The 20,472-nt window shown below is 56.0% G+C and carries 20 protein-coding genes; 7 read left to right on the top strand and 13 right to left on the bottom strand.

Annotation, left to right across the window (positions count from 1 at the left end):
- Nucleotides 1–206 precede the first annotated feature (206 nt).
- From DSD30_RS20200 to DSD30_RS20180, 5 genes are read left to right on the top strand one after another with little or no spacing between them, the layout of a single operon-like run.
- Nucleotides 207–1,775, top strand: a complete 1,569-nt coding sequence (locus DSD30_RS20200) for an ABC transporter substrate-binding protein (protein ID WP_114011559.1) — start codon at nt 207–209, stop codon at nt 1,773–1,775.
- Nucleotides 1,772–2,839 (top strand): ABC transporter permease, encoded by a 1,068-nt coding sequence (locus DSD30_RS20195; RefSeq protein WP_198663081.1) that lies wholly within the window; start codon nt 1,772–1,774, stop codon nt 2,837–2,839. Before DSD30_RS20200 ends, DSD30_RS20195 begins: the two co-directional genes overlap by 4 nt.
- A complete protein-coding gene (locus DSD30_RS20190) occupies nt 2,836–3,735 on the top strand; it encodes an ABC transporter permease (RefSeq protein WP_198663080.1) in 900 nt (299 codons plus the stop codon). Before DSD30_RS20195 ends, DSD30_RS20190 begins: the two co-directional genes overlap by 4 nt.
- Nucleotides 3,735–4,490 (top strand): ATP-binding cassette domain-containing protein, encoded by a 756-nt coding sequence (locus DSD30_RS20185; RefSeq protein WP_114011557.1) that lies wholly within the window; start codon nt 3,735–3,737, stop codon nt 4,488–4,490. Before DSD30_RS20190 ends, DSD30_RS20185 begins: the two co-directional genes overlap by 1 nt.
- Complete coding sequence (locus DSD30_RS20180; protein WP_114011556.1) at nt 4,483–5,100, top strand: ATP-binding cassette domain-containing protein; 618 nt, start codon at nt 4,483–4,485, stop codon at nt 5,098–5,100. The genes DSD30_RS20185 and DSD30_RS20180 overlap by 8 nt, the downstream gene beginning before the upstream one ends.
- A 56-nt stretch (nt 5,101–5,156) precedes the next feature.
- On the opposite strand, the gene DSD30_RS20175 is transcribed toward DSD30_RS20180, so the two are convergent.
- Nucleotides 5,157–5,954: a crotonase/enoyl-CoA hydratase family protein gene (locus DSD30_RS20175; RefSeq protein ID WP_114011555.1), complete on the bottom strand. Its 798-nt coding sequence runs from the start codon at nt 5,952–5,954 to the stop codon at nt 5,157–5,159.
- A gap of 112 nt (nt 5,955–6,066) precedes the next feature.
- Between DSD30_RS20175 and DSD30_RS20170 the strand changes: the two genes are divergently transcribed.
- Nucleotides 6,067–6,651, top strand: coding sequence for a TetR/AcrR family transcriptional regulator (locus DSD30_RS20170; protein WP_114011554.1), 585 nt, complete (start codon nt 6,067–6,069; stop codon nt 6,649–6,651).
- Between the two features lie 105 nt (nt 6,652–6,756).
- Here the strand turns inward: DSD30_RS20170 and DSD30_RS20165 are convergent, their stop codons facing one another.
- The 9 genes from DSD30_RS20165 to deoC form a co-directional block, all read right to left on the bottom strand.
- The gene (locus tag DSD30_RS20165; protein WP_114011553.1) at nt 6,757–7,371 is read right to left on the bottom strand and encodes a hypothetical protein; all 615 of its coding nucleotides are present in this window, start codon (nt 7,369–7,371) and stop codon (nt 6,757–6,759) included.
- Nucleotides 7,372–7,506: 135 nt separating this feature from the next.
- A complete protein-coding gene (locus tag DSD30_RS20160; protein WP_114011607.1) occupies nt 7,507–8,391 on the bottom strand; it encodes a DMT family transporter in 885 nt (294 codons plus the stop codon).
- A gap of 377 nt (nt 8,392–8,768) precedes the next feature.
- Nucleotides 8,769–9,698, bottom strand: a complete 930-nt coding sequence (gene rbsK / locus DSD30_RS20155) for a ribokinase (RefSeq protein WP_114011552.1) — start codon at nt 9,696–9,698, stop codon at nt 8,769–8,771.
- A gap of 51 nt (nt 9,699–9,749) precedes the next feature.
- A complete protein-coding gene (locus DSD30_RS20150) occupies nt 9,750–10,832 on the bottom strand; it encodes an aldose 1-epimerase family protein (protein WP_114011551.1) in 1,083 nt (360 codons plus the stop codon).
- 76 nt (nt 10,833–10,908) lie between these two features.
- Entirely contained in the window at nt 10,909–11,898 is a 990-nt protein-coding gene (locus tag DSD30_RS20145) for an ABC transporter permease (RefSeq protein WP_114011550.1), read from the bottom strand.
- A gap of 11 nt (nt 11,899–11,909) precedes the next feature.
- Nucleotides 11,910–12,887, bottom strand: coding sequence for an ABC transporter permease (locus DSD30_RS20140; RefSeq protein ID WP_114011549.1), 978 nt, complete (start codon nt 12,885–12,887; stop codon nt 11,910–11,912).
- A gap of 10 nt (nt 12,888–12,897) precedes the next feature.
- Complete coding sequence (locus DSD30_RS20135) at nt 12,898–14,397, bottom strand: sugar ABC transporter ATP-binding protein (RefSeq protein ID WP_114011548.1); 1,500 nt, start codon at nt 14,395–14,397, stop codon at nt 12,898–12,900.
- 79 nt (nt 14,398–14,476) lie between these two features.
- Nucleotides 14,477–15,523, bottom strand: a complete 1,047-nt coding sequence (locus DSD30_RS20130) for an autoinducer 2 ABC transporter substrate-binding protein (protein ID WP_114011547.1) — start codon at nt 15,521–15,523, stop codon at nt 14,477–14,479.
- Nucleotides 15,524–15,610: 87 nt separating this feature from the next.
- Nucleotides 15,611–16,285, bottom strand: a complete 675-nt coding sequence (gene deoC, locus DSD30_RS20125) for a deoxyribose-phosphate aldolase (RefSeq protein ID WP_114011606.1) — start codon at nt 16,283–16,285, stop codon at nt 15,611–15,613.
- A 255-nt stretch (nt 16,286–16,540) separates the two neighbouring features.
- Between deoC and DSD30_RS20120 the strand changes: the two genes are divergently transcribed.
- Entirely contained in the window at nt 16,541–17,290 is a 750-nt protein-coding gene (locus DSD30_RS20120; RefSeq protein WP_245418560.1) for a DeoR/GlpR family DNA-binding transcription regulator, read from the top strand.
- A gap of 68 nt (nt 17,291–17,358) precedes the next feature.
- Here DSD30_RS20120 and DSD30_RS20115 read toward each other — a convergent pair whose 3' ends face one another.
- Genes DSD30_RS20115 through DSD30_RS20105 form a run of 3 tightly spaced genes read right to left on the bottom strand, consistent with a single transcriptional unit; the run spans nt 17,359 to nt 20,422 of the window.
- Nucleotides 17,359–18,345: a type 2 periplasmic-binding domain-containing protein gene (locus tag DSD30_RS20115; protein WP_114011545.1), complete on the bottom strand. Its 987-nt coding sequence runs from the start codon at nt 18,343–18,345 to the stop codon at nt 17,359–17,361.
- A complete protein-coding gene (locus tag DSD30_RS20110) occupies nt 18,342–19,751 on the bottom strand; it encodes a sensor histidine kinase (RefSeq protein ID WP_157967799.1) in 1,410 nt (469 codons plus the stop codon). Before DSD30_RS20110 ends, DSD30_RS20115 begins: the two co-directional genes overlap by 4 nt.
- The gene (locus tag DSD30_RS20105; RefSeq protein ID WP_114011543.1) at nt 19,748–20,422 is read right to left on the bottom strand and encodes a response regulator transcription factor; all 675 of its coding nucleotides are present in this window, start codon (nt 20,420–20,422) and stop codon (nt 19,748–19,750) included. Before DSD30_RS20105 ends, DSD30_RS20110 begins: the two co-directional genes overlap by 4 nt.
- Between the last annotated feature and the right edge of the window lie 50 nt (nt 20,423–20,472).

Here is a 20,472-nt window from a genome sequence, read left to right as displayed (position 1 = left end):
CGCGATTCACACTCGCATCACACAGACACCAAACCTTTGTCCGGTGGGAAAGGCATGTCTCGATTGAACTTTCCACAAAGAGAAGCGCAGGTTTTGGCGACGAGACCAATCTATAAGAATAGGTTTTGCTTCTCGGAGCATTTCGAACTTTCGTATACAAAAATTGTATGATAAATCCGTAAAAAAATCATACTATGGAGTTTCGGATGCGCCGTTCGATGTTGCTTGCCGCTGTTTTTGCCACTCTCTTGTCTGCCAACTCGGTCGCGGCTGCGCCTCCGCCGCTTGTTCTGGCGGTTGGCGGCGAGCCGGAAACCGGGTTCGATCCTATCATGGGCTGGGGGCGGTATGGCAATCCACTCTTTCAGGCAACTCTGCTGCGTCTTGATGCCAATTTTGAAATGACTGGAGATCTGGCAACCAGTTGGGTCCTCTCCGAAGACCGCCTGATCTGGACAGTCACCATTCGCACAGACGCAAAATTCTCCGATGGCTCCCCCCTGACAGCCGAAGACGTTGCCTTCACCTTCAACAAGGCTAGGGACGCTGGCGGTCTGACGGATATGAAGATCCTCAAGGAAGCCCGCGCAACATCCCCTGATACGGTCGAGCTTGAACTCACCAAACCGCAAATCACCTTTGCCTCTCAACTCGTGGCGCTCGGGATCGTGCCCCAAAAAGGCTACGGCGATGACTATGCGCGTCACCCGCTGGGAGCAGGTCCCTTCAAGATGGTTGAATGGCGGGAAGGCGAGCAATTGATTGTCGAACCCAATCCCTATTGGCACGGCGAGAAAATCGCGTTTCCGCGCGTGACCTTCGTCTTTGGTGAAGAGGCCGTGGTGCTCAATTTGGCACGCTCTGGCGCGGCGCATCTGGTTGCCGTGCCGCCGCTCGATGCGGCGCATGCCCCCAATGGCATGACGGTCAAGCATATCAATACGGTCGACAATCGCGGCATCGCATTTCCAACCATTCCTTCTGGTGGTCAAACCGAAAAAGGGCATCCGATCGGCAATGATGTGACCGCAGACCGAGCCATTCGCTTCGCCATCAACCAAGGGCTAGACCGGGAGGCGCTGGTGGCCTTGGCGCTAAATGGCCATGGCACGCCAGCTTACGGCCCTGTTGACGGTCTGCCTTGGGACAATCCGGACGCCCATCTGGAGGGCGGTGACGTGGACGCGGCAAAAGCCACGCTGGATGCCGCTGGCTGGCGGGACGAAAATGGCGATGGGGTTCGCGAAAAGGATGGCCAACAGGCCCGTTTCCCTCTTGTCTATCCATCTTCAGACTCCCTGCGACAGGCTTTGGCACTGGGCGCGGCAGAACAAATGCGCGCCTTTGGCATTGTGGCAGAGCCACGGGGCCTGAGCTGGGATGCCATTGGCAATGAAATGCATGCCAGTGCAGTGATTTTGGGATGGGGCGCGCATGATCCATCCGAAATCTACGCCCTGTATCATGGCAACAATGCCGGTGTTGACTGGTACAATACCGGCCTATATCGCAATGCGACGGTCGATGCGCATTTGGATGCAGCCCAGTCAGCTCCGAGCTTCGAGGCCTCACTTGCTGAATGGAAGGCAGCCCAATGGGACGGCAAAACGGGGTTCAGCGCCAAGGGTGATGCGCCTTGGGCCTGGATGGTCAATGTCAAGCATTCCTACTGGATCAGCGACTGTCTGGATATCGGCCCTGTTCAGATTGAACCCCATGGCCATGGCTATCCGATCACGCAAGGCTTGCCGGGCTGGAAGTGGACATGCGAATGAGCTGGCATCATTGGCTTCCAAGGGTGCTGGTGGAGCGCGCCATCCGCCTTGTCTGGCTGCTGCCTCTGGCCATGGTCGGGCTTTTCACCCTCATCAGACTTGCACCGGTTGATCCGGTGCAGGCCTATGTCGGGGCGCGGGTTGCGCTGGTCGGGCCGGAGCAGCGCGATGCCATCGCCCAGTCCTGGGGCCTCAATGATCCGGTTCCGGAGCAGTTTCTGCGCTGGGTCACCCATTTCATCCAAGGCGATCTGGGGGACAGCATGCTGTTCAACGCGCCGGTCGTCGATGTGATCATGGCCCGCTGGCCTGCCTCCATTTCGCTGATTGGAGCCGCCTTCCTCTTCTCTCTCGTGATCGGCACCTCTTTGGGACTGATTGCTGCTGCATCCAGAGGCCATTGGCCAGATCGTGCCATTCGCGCTTTTGCCGTGACGCTGGCCGTCAGTCCGGGCTTCTGGCTGGCATTGATTTTGATCGCTGTCTTTTCCGTCCAACTTGGCTGGTTGCCCGCTTGCTGTTCCGCCTCTCCGGGCCTGACGATGGCCGAGGTGACGTGGGGCGACCGATTGCGTCACTTGATCTTGCCTGCCATCACGGTCTCGGTCGTTGGCATCGCGCCACTGATCCTGCACACGCGCGCGCGCGCCCGTGCCTTTCTGGAAGGACCGGCAGCGCGTCATCTCAAGGCCCATGGGGCTCGAAATCTGTCCCTTCTGATGGGCCCCGGTCTGCGCCATGCGCTGGGCCCAGCTCTCACGGTTCATTTGGCTGGTGCCGGGGAGTTGATCGGCGGCTCGGTTTTGGCCGAGACGATCTTCTCATGGCCGGGCTTGGGCGAAGCAACGGTGCGAGCAGCCAAAGGGGCCGACGCGCCTCTGTTGATGGGGGTCGCTCTGGCGACGCTGGCCGTTGTGTTTCTTGGCAACATGCTGGCAGACATTTGCGCCCATCTTCTGGATCCACGGCTGCGGGATCAGGCAGGGAGCAGACGCCAAAAGCGCAAAAGCGTGTCGCGGTTGCAATCTTCCGATTTTGAAACAGCGCGTGAGGGGAAATCGTGACGGATCTTACCGAGAAAGCGCGCTTTGATGCATGGCCGGAGCAACCGGGCTGCGCTGCCGGGTCGGGAGGACGAAAGCATGCCTCTCGCATTCGCCGCCAGGCCGTCGTGAGCGGACTCATCGCCTTGAGTCTGGTGCTGGGCGTGTTTGCCTATTCGCTGTTTGCCTCATCCGATGATCTGCGCGTCAGCCCATCCCTGCGCATGCTCGCGCCGTCGCTGGATCATATCTTCGGTACCGACCTGCTGGGCCGCGACATGCTGTTGCGGACACTGCTAGCGCTTGGCCAATCGATCGGCATCGGGCTGTTTGCCGGATTTGTTTCGACAGCGTTGGCTGTGATTTTGGGTCTGATGGCGAGTGTCAACCGCGTCGCCGACCGGATTGTCGGCATTGCCACCGAGCTGTTTCTTGGCCTGCCGCATTTCGTGCTGCTGATGCTGGTCGCCTATGCAGCCGGCGGCGGTGTGCAAGGTGTTATTCTCGGGGTCGGCCTGACCCACTGGCCACGTCTTGCCCGCCTGTTGCGTCATGAAACCCAACGCGTGCTTGCATCAGACTATGTCGCGGTATCCCGCGGGTTGGGACGCAATTCAATATGGGTTGCGCGGAAGCATTTGTTGCCTCACCTTATCCCACAGATCATTGCGGGTTTCGTACTGATTTTTCCGCACGCCATATTGCACGAGGCCGGGCTGTCCTTTATCGGGCTCGGCGTCCCGCCGCATCTGCCGTCCATTGGTGTCATTCTGTCCGAGTCGCTCCGGGCGCTGGGATCCGGCCTCTGGTGGCTGGCTTTCTTCCCCGGTCTGGGACTTTTGCTGGTGGCCTTGTCCTTCGAGATCTTCGGGGAATCCTTGCGCCGTGCCTCTGACCCGAATGAAGGAGTGGCCTGATGCTGGTGGTTAAAAATCTGTCCGTGCATTTTCGGCAGCATGACGGGTCGCGTCTTGCACCGATCAGGGATGTCACCTTCACTTTGCCACGCGGTCGTCTCACCGGCCTTGTCGGAGGGTCCGGCGCAGGCAAGAGCCTGATCGCCGAAGCCCTGATCAGCAACTTGCCACATAATGCTGAACGATCGGGGCAGATGGAATTTGACGGCACTCCACCCAAACAGGGCGCATTGGCCCTTGCACCGCAAAGCAGGGATGCATTGGACCCACTCTGCCCGGTGGGGCGACAGGTGGCTCGTTTCGCAAGACTTGCGGGACATAATTGCGATGTCACTGCGCTTTTCTCCCATCTTGGTCTTTCACCCGAATGCCTCGAGCAATGGCCGCATGAGCTTTCCGGAGGCATGGCCAAACGGGTGCTGCTGGCGACCGCACTGGCAACCGGGGCCGAATGCATCATCGCGGATGAACCCACCGCCGGTTTGGACGGAAAGGCTGCGGATCGCATCATGGCGCTTCTTGCCTCCTTTGCCGAGAGTGGCAAGGCGGTGCTTGTGATCAGTCATGACCTGCAGCGGCTAACCGGGATTGCGCACCAGATGGTTATCTTGCAAGAAGGGGAGCAGGTCGAGGTGGCAGACACCGAAGCCTTTCATAAGGGAACGCTTGCCCATCCCTTCTCCAAGGCACTTTGGCAGGCACAAAGTTGGGACGGCTTTGCTGATCTGACAGAAGAAGGGGTCTTGTATGCTTAGGGCTGAAGGACTGGTCCACCGATTTGGCGATCAGCTGATTCTGGATCAGGCGGGCCTCGAAATCGGGGCCAATGACCGCATCGGCATTGCTGGTCCCTCGGGGGTCGGCAAAACGACATTGGGCCGCATTCTTGCCGGGCAAATTCAGCCGCAAGCAGGCAGGGTTTTGTGGAACGGAGAGGCTCTTGCCGAAGTTGATGGCCCCTCCCCGGTCCAACTGGCACCCCAATCTCCCGAGATGGCGGTTGATCCGCGTTGGTCTGTCGCTGATATTCTCAAGAATGGCGGCGCACTTGACGACGCAATTATTGAAGGCCTTGGCATTCGGCCCGAATGGCAAGGGCGATTGGCGCGGGAGCTGTCCGGTGGGGAGCTGGCGCGTGTTTCACTGGCCCGCCTGCTGTTGCCCTCAACGCGCCTGCTTATCTGCGATGAAATCACAGCCCAACTCGATGCCATTTCGGCGCGACAAATCTGGCAGGCCCTGTTGACGGTTCTTGCCAAACAACATGTCGCCCTGATCGTCATCAGCCATGATGACACGTTGCGCAGGGCTGTGTGCAATACCGGCTTTCTGCTTCAGGACAAATGCCTGAAGCCGGATATGTAATGGCAATAGCATGTGTGGCAGGATGGCTTCCTTTCGGCCACACAGCCAATTTTGGTTCATCGTTCCGCATAGTCTGGTATGCGTCGCTCAATCCATGCCTCAAGCCCTTCATGCACATCCTGTGTCGCACACATGCGGGCAAACTGCTCCCGTTCGATCAGCAATCCTTCATCAATCGTCGTGTTGATCCCCCGGGTCACAGCCGCAAGGATACGCGATGTAGCGAGCGGCGAATGGCAGATGATCCGGTTGGCAAGATCCATTGCAGCCGGCAGCAGGTCTGCATGGGCCACCATGCTGTTCACAAGCCCCAACTCAACGGCACGATCCGGGCTGAAAGGTTCACCGGTCAGCAACAATTCGAGTGCACGCTTGCGTCCGGCAAGGCGTGGCAAACGCTGTGTGCCACCGAAGGTGGGCGGAATGCCGATATTGATTTCCGGCTTGGCAAAGACGGCCTGCTCCGATGCCACGGCCAGATGAGCCGCTTCGGTGATTTCACACCCACCCCCATAAGCAATGCCGTTGACGGCGGTGATGACTGGCTTTGGGAAGGTTTCCAGCCGAGCGGTCAATGCCTGACCGCGTCTGCAAAAGTCTCTCACCGCCTCGTCTGCTCCATTGCGGATGCTCCGGGAGAATTCATGAATGTCCCCTCCTGCCGAAAAAGCCCGCTCGCCTGCACCGGTCAGGATAACCGCTCGGATCGAGCCATCCGCCTCGATCTTATCGAGTAGAGCAAGCAACCGATCGGCCATCGCATAATTGATCGCATTCAGTTTTTCGGGGCGATTGAGTGTCAAAAGAGCAATTCGGCCCCGTTGTTCGAATTTGACGTTGTCGTTGCTTTGCATGCCGTCTCTCCTTTCGTGGTTGCCTTTCCTGGTTGACTGGCAAGGTAGCGAGCGGCAAGCTGTACGGAAACTCACTAGTCAGTATACATACGGAATGCGAGAGTGCACGCCCATGATTTCACCTTCAAAACCGGCTCGCGAACGGATCATCGATGCAGCCAACCGCTTGTTCTATCGGGAGGGTATCCGCGCGGTGAGTGTTGACGCCGTGGCGGAGAAGGCTGGCATCACCAAGAAGACGCTCTATTATCATTTCAAGAGCAAGGATGACCTTGTGACAGCCTATCTCACCGCACGAGATCAACCCAATCTCGCGCTCTTTGAGGCATGGTTCGATGCAGCAGATGGCAATGTGGAGGATAAGGTCGAGGCGATCTTCATCGCGCTGGCACAGTCATCGCGCCATCCCAAATGGAAAGGCTGCGGTTTCCTGCGCACGGCGGCGGAGCTTGCCAACATGCCCGGTCATCCGGCGATGCAGGTGGGGGCGGCGCATAAGAAAAAATTCGAAGCCTGGCTTGCAGGACGCCTTGCGCAGGCGCAGGTGCGACAGCCAGATGCCACGGCTCGCCAGATCAATCTGATTATGGATGGCGCTTTCTCGCTGATGCTGGTGCATCGCGATCCTGCCTATATCGAAGAAGCCGGGCGCGCCGCCCGGGCGATCACCGCAGGTGCTTTGCATTCAGTGGATTGAACTGGGATCGTCCCGAGCAACCAGTGCAAAGGGATATCCGCGCTTTTTGTTGCTTTGAAATGGCACCTCCGGGGTGGCCCCATCCAACGTCCTTGTTGCGACACCCTATTGTAACGCCTCGCTTTCGATGGCTGGTGATATTTTGTTCGTGCGCCCCTTGTGCCGTTTGATGAAGTCTTTCACCTGACGATAATTCTCTTGCGTCGCAAAGATCGTGAAGTCCGGGCGCCACCAGCCCGGCCGTTTCAGAATGAACATATTTTGCACTGGACGTTCCCAGACACTATCCACCTTGTCCCACGACAGGTGACCATTTTTTCCAGCCTTGGCCGCCAGAGGGGCGGCCGTCAAGGTAAGGTTGCCGGTTGCCACGCCGAAGGCCCCGCCTGCGGCAATCAATTCTCGCGCAACTTCATCATCTTCCATGGCATAGACACCCGTGTCATCGAGAACATAGCGCATCCGAATGGATGGTTTGATTGCCAAGAGGATGAGAAGAACAAAGGCGAAAAAGGCAAGAAAGACTGCGCAGAGGATTGCGAAAATTTTTGCGCCCTCCAGCGGGCCGAATGTCCATCCGTTGACGATGCCAACAAACGATGCCAGCAAAAAACAGGGAACGAAAATTGCTGCCAGTATGGGCTTGAAGATGGATGCGGACATAACCCGCGCTTTCGCATGCCAATCCATCCAGTTTTCGCTGTTTGATTGGGTGTCCATTTGACGATCTCCGATTTATGCCAAGAATAATCCCAATCAGTTCTAAAATGCGTAGGCCCTTTGTCGCAGACTACAGATGTAGCACCGGCTTTGCACTCAACGCGGCCAGTTATATTGTCAGGGGCGAAGCCTCCTTCAAACGCGGTTTTGGTTTCTGTCCTGAAAGATCGAGAATAGACCACTTGCAATGATGATCGCCGCGCCGAAAATCGTCATGGCATCGAGACTCTCCCGCCAGATGAGCCAACCGAACAACATTGCCCAGGGCAAGCCTGTATAATCGAGCGGGGCGACAATTGAAGCCGGTGCGAGACGAAAGGCCTGCGTCATCATGGTCATTCCAGCGGTGCCGAAGACCGCAATTCCCACAAAGAACCAGAGGTCCTCCAAACGGATTGGTACCCAAACCAGCGGCACGATCAATGCACTGAGCAATGCTCCGGCACCGGTCAGATACACCAGAAGCGTCCAGACGCTTTCACGCGGGTCAACCCAGCGGGCACTGAGCATCAACAAGGCATAGACAAGGGCCGTCGTGACGGGAAGCAAGGAAATCAACTGAAAGGTTGCTCCCCCCGGCCGGATGATTATCAGGACACCGAGAAACCCTGTGGCAACAGCCAGCCAGCGCCGCCAGCGGACGGCCTCTCCGAGGAACAGCGCCGAGATCATGGTGATGAAGAAGGGCGCCACGAAAATCAGCGCCGTCGCCTCGGCCAGAGGGAGATAGATGAAGCTGGTGAAGAACATCATGGTTGCGCCGACCCAGAGCGCACCACGCAGCAGATGAGCTGCAGGCCGGTGTGACCGCAGGGTCAATGGTCCCCCCATAACCAATGCAATGAGCAGGGTGAATGGCAGGGCAATCACATTGCGCAGAAACAGGATTTGCAGCGGCGAATAGCCGGAGGTCAGGGTTTTGGCGATCGCGTCGTTGGCACTCAGACAGGCCACGCCTGCAATCATCAACAGAATGCCTGAAGCCTGGCCTCTTCGCATGGTGTGGTTCGCTGCTGTCATGGTCATCCCCTCCAAGCACTGCCGGCCCTTGTTTTGACCGGACAGGCATCGGCGGGACATTCGGAGCCACGTCTGCTAGACAGGTCGAAACACTTGATACTGCTTTCGCAGGGAAACCGGCATTGCGCATGCGGTTTCTGACGACCATTCAAGCATGCCTTGCGACGGAGCGCCACATGTCGCGAGCCGCCATTGTTGCGACTTCGCAGGAACCAAGCTTGTTATTCGGGAAGAGAAAGCGGGTGGTGGCATCCTTAGAATGGCTTCCCACCTCGGGCATGTTGCACTCGGGATCAGGGCAACGGATGGGCGATAGAACGCGGCCCGAACATGGCTGGTTGCCAGTGCCGGGTCGCGTCTTGTTTCAAGCCAACGGACTATCCATCCAGCTTGCTGCAGAAAGCCTCAAACGCTTCGATTGAAGCGTAGGATTTCTGTGTGCCGGGGCGGGTGATCGAGTCAGCGGCATAGCGCGCGGCCATTTTCAGCGCCAGATCCAGATCGGATTCCTTGGTGAAATAGTGCGCGAAACTGCCGATGAAGGCATCGCCCGCACCTGTCGTGTCCATGGGCTGCACGGCGACCGGTTCGATCCGTTTGCAATCATCCTCTGTGACCAACAGGGCCCCTTTGGATCCCAGCGTGACTATGACGGTCTTGATGCCCTTGGCCATCAGGCTACGGGCTGCAGCCTCTGCACTGGGCGCATCGCTGACTTTCATGCCGGTCAAAAGCTCCAACTCGCTCTCATTGGGGACGAGATAGGTCACACCGGTGATGCGGGAAACATCCAGATCCGGCTGGGCAGGCGCCGGGTTGAGCAGGGTCGGAATGCCATGTTCCGCACCAAAAGCGATCACGTGATAAATCGTTTCCAGTGGCACTTCGAGCTGCATGACAATGAGGGAGCATTGTTTGAGATCCTCGGCGGCCTTGTCCACCTCGGCCGGAGTGAGGGCATTGTTGGCCCCCTTGACGATCAGAATGCTGTTCTCTCCCGATTTCTCGACAAAGATCGGTGCGACGCCAGATGAGGTATCGGGGACGCGCACCACATGACGCGCATCGATGCCGACCTCCTCAAAATTGCGAATGGTATTGTCGGCAAAGATATCATCGCCAACCCTTGTGACCATCATGACATCGCTGCCCAGTCTGGCCGCAGCGACCGCCTGATTGGCCCCCTTGCCACCGCATCCCAGAGAGAAGTCCGGCGCTTCCAAAGTCTCTCCCGGCCCGGGCATGCGGTTCACATAGGTAATCAAATCCACCATATTGCTGCCCACGACAGCGATTTTTCCGGCCATTGTCATCCCTTTCCTTCTCTTAGCGAAGCGTCTGTCAGCAAGGCTCCCCGCTCAAAGAGCGCGGATCTGCTGTTCGGCGCCATCGGCTTGCGTCTTTGTCATGTAACCAAGCCGGACAGTAAAATCGACCTGTTCGCCCGATGCGAGCTCACGGACATTGCCCTTCTTCTTCTCCGCCAGATAACCCTCTGGTTCACAGGTCGATGGCAAGGCAAAAGCGGCCACCTGCTGATCGTCATTGACGAGGATCCAGCGTACCGTCTGGGGGAAATCTTCCTTGCTATAGGCGATGTGAAAGGCATCGCCCTCGCGTCGCCGCATCATGCAGGCGGTGTTGCCATGTGCATCTGCCCCGACCTCGCGCAGGTAAAGAACCTGTTCGGGATTGTAACGCTGCGGCTCGTCCAGCACTTCCAATCCGGACGGATCGCTCGCCAGCGCATCGATGAAAGCCAGATAGTCCGGGGTCGTCTGGACATGTCCGGGCACCGCCGTGCGCACCTGGGTGCGGTCAGGGGTGAAGGGCGCAGGTTGAATGATCTTCGCCCCCTCACAATAGGCAAAATTGACGTGGCACATATACATCAGGTCCATGGGGGCCCCGCCCAGATTTGTGACGGACATGGCCATGTCGAACAGGGTGGAATCGGGGCGCAGGACGATCCGTGGCATTGCCAGATAATGATCGCCAAAGCCCATCACATATTCCACCGCTCCGGTCACTGCCAAATAGGCCCCTTCCCCGTCTTCACCACATTCGAGCCCGGCCTTGTCCATCGCCGCGACGGGCATTTCACCATGCAAGGCATGGCTATCGTTTGGCGACGGACAGCCATTGCGCAACAGGCCGGAATGGAAGGCAAAGCAGCCATACGTCCCGGCAATGTCAGATGCCGGGCGCGGCATTGAAAACATGTTCTTCATGGTCAGATCGATACCGTTGAACTCGGCATCCCAGATCATCTGGCCATAGTAAGGCAGAACGACCAAATGGCCCCGCTCGTTGCTCAGTCTGAGGGCCTCGATACCACTATCATACTTGAATGTTGACGCTGTCATGCCTGCATAGGTGGCGACAACTTGTTCATGTGCGGCAAAATCCACTTTGCGCAACATAATATTGACCGAGTTCATTTCTCTTTCCTCCCTGACACCGATCCAATGCCATAAGACACAGGATCGGTTCCAAGTTCATTCTTTGACGAGACAGTTAGCGATTGCGATTCTTGTAGGCATTGATGGCAATCACCAGCAGCAGGAATGCACCCCAGATAAAGTCGATGAGGTGATTGCTGAAGCGCAGGATCTGGAAGCCGCTCGAGAGCAACATCAATGCCACAACCGCGATGGACACCCCGGCGACAGACCCCTTGCCACCTGCCGGATTGGTGCCACCCAAAACCGCAATAAGAACAGCCTGCAGCAAATAGGACGTTCCGTAATCCGACTTGGCCGCGTTGGTGCGCCCGGACAGGATGATCCCCGCCATGCTGGCCAGAACCCCGGACAGCATGTAGCTGTAGAAAATCATCCGTGACTTTTTCAGACCAGCAAAGATGGCTGCCCGCGGATTGGAGCCGATCAGCATCAGATTGACGCCAATGGTGGTGCGGGTCAGAAGGAAAGCCACAACGCCTGCAACCAGCAAGAAGAGCAGGAATGGCACCGCGATCCCCATAATCTTGCCGTTGCCCAGAAACGCCCAGGCTTCGGGGAAGCCAACGATCGCAGGACCACCGGTCAGCACCAGCGCCAGTCCGACAAAAACCTGCCCTGTGCCGAGCGTGGCCAGAATCGGGGTGATGTTGAACTTGGTAATCAGAAAGCCGTTCAGCATGCCTGCGGTTAGCCCCACACACAGGGACAGACAGACACCGACCAGAACCATCAGGCTGCTTTCCTCCATTCCCAGATCACGAATGAGGTAATGGAACAGCACGCCGGACAGGATCCCCGACAGGTTGGCAATCCCGACGACGGACAGATCGATGCCGCCGGTCAGCATGGCCACCATCATGGCAATCGATAGCAGTCCCAGTTCTGGAAACAGGTAGGTGATGGATTCAAAATTGTAGTAGCGCAGGAACTTGTCCGGGCTCAGAGCCGTCATGATGAGGAAAATCAAAACGGTCATCATGATCAATTGCATGATATTGTTTTCACGATTGATCAGAGATCGAAAATCGAAAGAGGGTTTCATCTCTTTACTCCTCACACATTGCGTTTGCGGTCACGCCAAGCGGTCATCGCCGTGGCAATGACGATGACGATGCCGACCACGACACGTTGCCAGGTGGTTTCCACCTTCATGATGATCAGGCTGTTCTTGACCATGACGAGCATAAAGACACCCAGCATCGTGCCGAGCACCGAGCCACGCCCGCCAAAAATACTGGCCCCGCCCAGAACGACTGCGGCAATCACATCAAGCTCCAATCCCACAAAGTCTCGCGGATTGGCCAGCCAGATCATGCCGCTGTGCAGCAAGCCGCCGAACCCTGCCAACATGCCGGCAAAACAGTAGATGAAGAAGGTGGTGCGCCGCACGTCGAAGCCAACGCGTTTGGCCGCCTCGGCATCCCCACCCAGCGCATAAACACTGCGTCCAATCATGGTATAGCGCAACACGAAATGAACCAGCAGCGCCAGCCCGACATAGATCAGCACCATCGCGGTCAAACCGAAATAGGTGCCATCGGGCTTGGTCATCGAAATGACTTCCGTTTTGGCAAAATCGATCAGGCCATCTGGCATCTTGTTGATGTTGATCATGCTTGTTCCGACAATGCCGAGCAGAAAGCCCCGGACCATGCTGCCTGTGCCCAATGTCACAATCAGCGGGATCATCTTGAACTTGTAAACGAAGAAGGCATTGAGGCAGCCGAACAGCATGCCCATCATCGCCGCAGCAATGAACGGAATGATCACCCCGTCATGGCCAAAGAAGATCATGCCCTTGACGGTCAGATACATGGCAGCGACGGCAAAGGCGGGAAAAGAGACGTCAATGCCGCCCGAAATCATCACCACCAAAACCCCGAGAGCCATGATGCCGATAATGACGTTGCTGCGCATCAGAGAGAAGAGATTGTCCAACTGCCAGAAGGCAGGATTGATGAGACCGATCACGACCATGGACAAGAGAAGGATGACCGCAATCACAAATTCGGATCGTTTGAAAAGTTTCATGGCCGCCCCCTCACGTAAACGACTTCAGCTTATCGCTGATGACATCTTCCTTGATGCCCTCACCTTCAAGCTGTTCGACAAATTGCCCGCGATGCATGAGAATGACCCGGCTGCAATTCTGCGCCAGTTCCAGAACGTCATCGGAAATCATCAAAACCGTCAATCCATGATCCTTCACCAGTTCCCTGATTTTCTTGTGAATCTCGGCTTTGGACCCGACATCGACCCCGACGGTGGGACCATTGAGGATCAGAACCTTTGCGTCCGTCAGCAGCCAGCGTCCCAGAACAACACGTTGGGCATTGCCACCGGATAGCTCGCCGACCATTTTGTCGGCACTTGGTGTGGCGATCTGCATGGATTGAATGGTGTCGGCCGTTTCCTTCTCCACCGCCTTCATGTCGATGACACCCTTGCTGGACAGACGATCCAGAGAGGTGGCGACAATGTTGCGGGTGATGGATTGGGTCAGGAACAACCCCTCGGTCAGGCGGTCCTCTGGCACATAGGCAATGCCATGACCAATCGCATCCTGCACCGTGCGCAAGGTGACCGACTGGCCATCAATTTTGATGTCACCGGCATGGGTTGGCAAGAGGCCAAACAGGCTCAAGGCCAGTTCGGTGCGCCCGGAGCCGAGCAACCCGGACAGGCCGACAATCTCGCCGGGATACATGGTGAGATTGATATTCTCATACAGGCCGGGCAGTGTCAGGCCTTCGACTTCCAGACGCGGTTGTTCATCGCTCCCCACCGCTGGCTTGCGATAGGGCTGGATCTCGATATCGAGTCCGGTCATGTGGCGAATGACGGCCGCCTCGTCGAAATCCTTGGTGTCCCCTTCCGCCACTTTGGCGCCGTTGCGGATCACCGTAAGCCGTTCGGAGATTTCGAGCATTTCGCGCATCTTGTGACTGACGAACAGGATGGCGATGCCCTTGCTCTGAATATCGCGTACGATCTGGAACAGCGTTTCAACCTCTTTGCCCGTCAGCGCAGTGGTCGGTTCATCCATGATGATCAGTTTGACATCGGACATCAGAGCGCGCGCAATGGCCACCAACTGTTTGGATGATGTTGGCAAACTTGCCACCTCGGCATCGAGGTCAATGGAAACCCCGAGCCGATCAATGGCCTCTTTTGCCATTTTGCGGACCCGTCCCCAATTCACCAGCTTGACTTTGTTTCTGAGCTCGGTGTTGAGCGCCAGATTTTCCGCCACGGTCAAGTTGCCGAACAACGAAAAATCCTGATAGATCACCTGAATAGAACGATTGACCGACTCGATGGGTGTCAGGTTTTCGACCTTTTCACCCTCGATGAAGATCTCTCCTTCAGTGGGCTGGTAAACACCCGATATGATTTTGATTAGAGTGGACTTTCCCGACCCATTCTCGCCGGCAAGACAATGAATCTCACCCTTGTTGATGGTCAGGGAAACATCGTCCAATGCTCGCAGACCGAGAAATTGCTTCCCGATATTGCGCAGTTCGATGAACGCTTCAGACATGCTCATCCCAAACGGTTAGGAATTGGAAACAAGATAAAAAAAGGGCAGCGCGACAGGCGCTGCCCAATGGCTTGCAGGATCAGAAGTTATATTCAGACATATTGTCTTTGGTCACGCCGACCCAGCCTGCACCATAAAGCAGGTTCGGGCTGTCTTCGACAGGCGTGATCAGATCGGTATAACCTGGCAGACCGAGATTGAGACCGGCTTTGATTTCGGCATTCTTTTTCTCAAGAGCCATCACAGCCACAACATTCATGGCATAGCCAGCAACCGCTGGATCCCAGAACTGGATATACTGGATATCGCCGTTGCCGAGATATTCGCCAGCAACCGATACAAGACCTGTGCCTGCAAAGAAGAGCTTGTCTTTCAGACCCCGTTCGTTGATCAGACGGCCTGCGCCAGCAGACGTAGGCATTGGGCCGCCAACGATCCCTTTGAGATCAGGATAGGTGGTCAGAGTTTCTTTGAGCTTGTTATAGTCGGTGTTGGCGTCGTCATAGGTTTCCAGACGTTTGGTGGCCAACTCCATTTTCGGGAAGTTTTTCTTCTGGTAATCGATGGCGCCATCGATCCATTCATTCTGTGACTTGGAGGTCAAGCTGCCAACCGTTGCTGCATACTTGCCTTCGCCGCCCATGTAGCCGCCCAGAACTTCCATCAGCTTGGCACCATAGGCATGGTTGTCAAATGCTTCCAGAACATAGTCGGCATTCTTGATGTTGGAGGCTTCATGCGCGATGACAACGATGCCGCGATCGCGGGCTTTTTTCAGGACAGGTTCAACGGCTTCCACAGAGAAGGGAACAATGGCAATGGCATCAACGCCCTGAGCGATCAGGTTTTCGACAATCTGAACCTGAGCGGCGGCATCAGCCTGACTTGGCCCAAGCATCCAGGTGTCATGGCCGGTTTCCTCGCCAAACTGTTTGACCCCATCACGCATACGGTCGAACCAGGCAATCCCGTCCACTTTCACGACTGTGGCAATGGAATATTCCTTGCCGGTTGCGTCTTTATAGATGTCCTTGCGAACCTGACTGGTGTCGACAGGCCCTTCGGCCAGAGCCGGAGCGGTCACCAGCGCCGCTGCTAAGAACAAAGATGAGAAAAGAGACTTCATATAATCCTCCCATGGATTGTCAGTTTTTACTCTTGTCGATATTTCACCTTCACCCCACCCAACAAAGTGCGATGAAAACCGGCCAAATCACTGGCCGGAAACTATGGCAACTCCAGAGCTTGCACCAAGCCGATTGGCACCAGCTTCGATCATTTTGACGGCATCCTCCCGGGTGCGTACGCCACCCGATGCCTTCACACCCATATCCGGACCAACGGTCGCACGCATCAACGCCACATCCTCCAACGTGGCGCCGCCTGACATGAAACCGGTCGAGGTCTTGACAAAGTCGGCTCCCGCTTCCTTGGACAGCTGACAGGCGCGCTTTTTCTCGTCATCTGTCAGAAGACAGGTCTCGATGATGACTTTTAGCGCCGCTGAGCCGCAGGCCTCTTTCACCGCAGCAATATCGTCCCGGACATAAGCGTCATTGCCGGATTTGAGATGGCCGACCGCAATCACCATGTCCACTTCCTGCGCGCCTTGGGAGACGACCCAACGGGTTTCCGCGCATTTGAGGTCTGTGGGAATGGCACCGAGCGGAAAGCCGATGACCGAACAGGTCAGCACCTTGCTGCCAGCAAGCTTCTCGGCCACCAAAGGCACATGAACCGGATTGACGCAGATCGAACAAAAACCATGTTCGACGGCCTCCTGACACAGCCGCTCTACATCCTGAACCGTGGCTTGTGGTGCCAGAATGGTGTGGTCGATGTAACCAGCCAAATCGGCTGTTTCCAGATTCGGCACTAGGCTTGCCATGCTGAGAATCTCCCATATTGCTGCCAGCATCCCTTGATTATTTGTTAATCTATGTGATGCATGCAACTTTTTTTGTTACATTAATAACAGATTGACATCAAAAATGGCGGTATGTAAAGTCAAAAATGTTATAATAGTCACAAAAAGAAAGTTACTTTGACGCAGACAGCCATGTGACTTAATGCTGCGGACTGCTGCAGAATCAGTGCGTATTAGTGGATCTCGATAGAAACGATGGCACAAACACGACAACAGATGCGTCTTCTAAAGCTCGCAAAGTCCTTGGAAGATGGCCGGGCTTTGCATCTCAAGGACGCTGCCAGCTTGCTTGATGTGTCGGAAATGACAATCCGTAGAGATATTGCAGGGTCTGATGGCCAGTTTTCGTTTCTGGGCGGCTATATCGTCAGCAGCATGGATCAGCCATCCAGTCGCGACTATTTTCTTCAGCGCGAAAATTTCACCAATGTCGAAGCCAAGCGCGAAGCCTGCGCCAGTGCTGCGAGCCTGATCGAACCGGGCGACATCATCTTCATCGATTGCGGCACGACCCTGCCCTATCTGGCGAAGAATCTTGCGCCGATCCTCCCGCTCACAATCATCTGCTACTCGATCAATATCGCCGATATCGTCTGCAGAATGCCCAATGCGAAAATCATTTTGCTGGGGGGGGAGTATCATCCCGCTTCGGCGTCCTTTGCCAGTGACGAGTCGATTGAGCTGCTCGCAAAGATGGGGATCAACAAGGCGTTTATCTCTGCTGGCGGCCTGCATTTTCAGAACGGGTTGACCTGCTCCAACTTCTTTGAAGTCAGAATAAAGCAGATGGCCATGTCCCGCGCGGAGTCCAACATTCTGGTCATGGATTCAACGAAGATCGGCAAGGTCAGAACTGCCTCCTTCGCAACAATTGACCAGATCGATATTCTGGCGACCGATTCCGGCATCACCGCGGAACAGAGAGAGTTGTTTGCGACCTTGGACATTGACGTCAGATCGCACTGATCACGACAGGTCGCTGTTTTTCTTGCTCTCCCCACGACGCCCTCATAAACAGCCAGCAAGCGTCCTGCTTATTGGTTGGTGACCATCTGGAACCAGGTATCGAGGATCCGGTTTTTCTTGAGCGGATCAAGGAAAACCAGCAGTTCCGGTCCAATCTTGACCTTCTGGGTTTGCGGGATCTTGTCATCTTCAAAAAACTGCCAAAAGCGCTTATTGGGAAACCGTTTCTGCGAGACCTGCGACTGCAAATCGGACAGGACGTTCAGCAACAGCGGATTGTCCGTCTTCGATGGCGCCACAATCACCCATGGCAGCGAAATGATATAGTCTTTGGGCAACAGGACGACCAGATCATCCTGATTGGCAAATGCGACCTCGGACAGAGGCACATTGTAGGCCAGATCGATCTCTCCCTCTCCGATGGCCAGAACAAGCTCGGCGTTGGATCCGTAGATCCGGGCATTCAGTCGCCCGAAAGCTTGTACCAGCTGCCAGAAAATCGGCGATCTCAATTGGTCCTGTGCAGCATAGGCATAGCTCTGCCTGTCGAGACCGATATTGACAAGGCCAACCCGTTCCTCGAGCCTCTTGGCGTGTTTTTCCAGAAACCGAACCAGTTCCATGCGGTCTTGCGGTTGGTCCGATGGAGAGGCAAGACCCTTGCGCATGACGATAACGGACGGATCAAAGAAGAGCGTGATCACTTCGCTGCGCCAATGTGCGCCCGGATCAGCATTGAGCCCGGTTGGCAGTTCCCTCAAATGCCCTTCATTGGCAAGAAATACACCGGAATCGGGCGTCGGCAGCACTGCCAGATCGATTGGTTGGCTTGCGCTTCCCATGCTGGCGAAGTTCGAGATGATTTCACCGGCCCGCATTTGCTGATAAAGCAATCCATTCATTTCGGGATGGGCTTGCATGGCCTGAATGGCCGGCTGCATCCGCGTCTGGGATATTGTGCCAGCCAGACGCACCTCGCCGATCAGTTGCTCCGCATTGCAGGGAAGCGAAATAGCGAGGAAACTGAACATGAAGGCCATCAAGGTGCGTGTCATTTTCTGCCCTTCCCAAGTTTGTTGCCGAGAGGACTGGCAGGAAACTGCAATTCGATCACCAGACCGCCTTTTTCCCGTTTGCGATGCCACACGCGGCCACCACTCGCTGTAACGATCTGTTTGACGATCGCCAAACCCAATCCTGTGCCCGCTTGTTTGTCTGGATCTTTCACAAAGCGCTCGAACAAAGTTTCCCTGATTGTTTCCGGGATACCCGGCCCCCGATCCTTCACTGCCAGCCGCACATGGGAACCATCTTGCCAAACGCACAAATCGATCGGCCCTGCGCCATGCAGGATGGCGTTGACCAGAAGATTCTTGATGAGTTCGCCCATTGCGGCCTCGTTGCCTTCAACAAGACAGGCCGGGTCATTTTCCTGCGGATAGACGATGTTTGGAAGCGCCGCCTGAAACCGCATTTCGGCAATGGTTGCCTCGGCTACCTTGCGAGTCAAACGCGTCAGATTGATCTGCTTGAACCGCTCCGTCTCGAGGGAATGGAGCAACTGGGCCTCCGTCATCAACTGGCTTGCCAACTGCGTTGCAGAAACGGCGTTCTTGTTGATACGCGACATGTAATTGCGCATGGTTGGAGGCAAATCCTGATCCAGCGCCAGTTCTGAAAGCGCTCTGACAGCAGCCAAAGGTGTTCTTAATTGATGGGCGGCATCCGCGGTGACTTGCCGCAGCCCTTCCAGCGTTGCTTCCAATCTTGCCATGAACTGATTGATCGACCCGACCAGCGTTTCAACCTCAAGGGGCACGTCGACATCAATCGCCGACATATCGGTGGGATTGCGGTGACGAATGGAGGTTTCAATGGCACGCAGGGGAGAAAAGGAACTGCGAATGGCCAAACTGATCAGAACCAAGCCCAGAATGGTCGCCAGAATGGCGGGAAGCAATGCGAAGGACGCCAGTCGCGTGGCCAGTTGATTGCGGGCTTCACGGGTTTCGCCAACAAACACATTGAACCAACCGCCCCCCCGCCTGCCCTGAAAGAAATGGGCAACTTGCACAACACGAATATTCTCGCCCCGATACTGGCTGTCGAAGAAGCGGCTTTCATTGACGCTCAAGGCTGGCTGGTCAATGCCCAGAACCGGAGTTCCTGTCACTGTGGTACCATCGGGCGCGACCACCCGATAGAAAATCCGGTTCTTTCCAGACGTACCCAAAATCGCAAAGGCGGCATAGGGCAGGTCAACGGTTACACCGGACTCGCCAAAACTGATGGTCTCCGCGATGGTCAGAGCCGCCGCGCCCAGCACCTTGTCGTGCGCCTCGTCGGACGCCGTGTTTGAGAGCTGAAGGACGATGAATCCAGAGATCACGCCGACGGCGATCAGGACAAGCATCGCGCTTTTGAGCAGGCGTTTCTGGATCGAGTATCGCACTGAAATCACTTCATGTCCGAGGTCTGCAACTGATATCCGACCCCACGTTGCGTGACAATTTTCACGGTCGATTTTTCCAGCTTCTTTCTTAAGCGCGAAACGAGAAGTTCGACGGCATTGGGTGAGCCAGTTTCGTCATAACCGAACAGTTTGGCAACCAGTTGTTCCTTGGAAACCGTCTGATCGGGCTTCTGCATCAGATATTCCAGCAGCTGAACCTCGCGCGACCCCAGATCCAGCGGCTGTCCATCGCATGAAATCGAGCGTGCCGATTGGTCCAGTTTCAGATCGCCAACGGCAAGGGCCGGGCTGGCACGCCCTTCATTGCGCCGGGCAATGGCCCGCAATCTGGCCTCCAGCTCCTCCAGCGCAAAGGGCTTGACCATATAATCATCGGCCCCCAGATCGAGCATGTTGACCTTGTCACCAATGTGATCCCGTGCGGTCAAAACGACGATCGGCGTATCAATATTTTCTGCCCTCAGAGAGGCGAGAATTTCGAATCCATTGGCTCCGGGCAAGTTGACATCCAGAATGACCGCGTCATAGTCCCCAAGCTTGATCATGTCGATGGCTTCGTCGCCGCGCGCGCAGTGTTCTGGCCGATTTCCGCGCGTTTTGAGCCTTTCACAAATGGCGAAGGCCACATCCTCGGCATCCTCTACGACCAGGACTTTCATCATATTCTCCTTCTGACAGGACTTTGACAGCTACTGTGTTGCATAGTGAT

The sequence above is a fragment of the Cohaesibacter intestini genome (assembly GCF_003324485.1).
Taxonomy (GTDB): domain Bacteria; phylum Pseudomonadota; class Alphaproteobacteria; order Rhizobiales; family Cohaesibacteraceae; genus Cohaesibacter; species Cohaesibacter intestini.
Note: the sequence above shows the minus strand (reverse complement) of the source record. Positions and strands in the feature narration are given on the sequence as shown.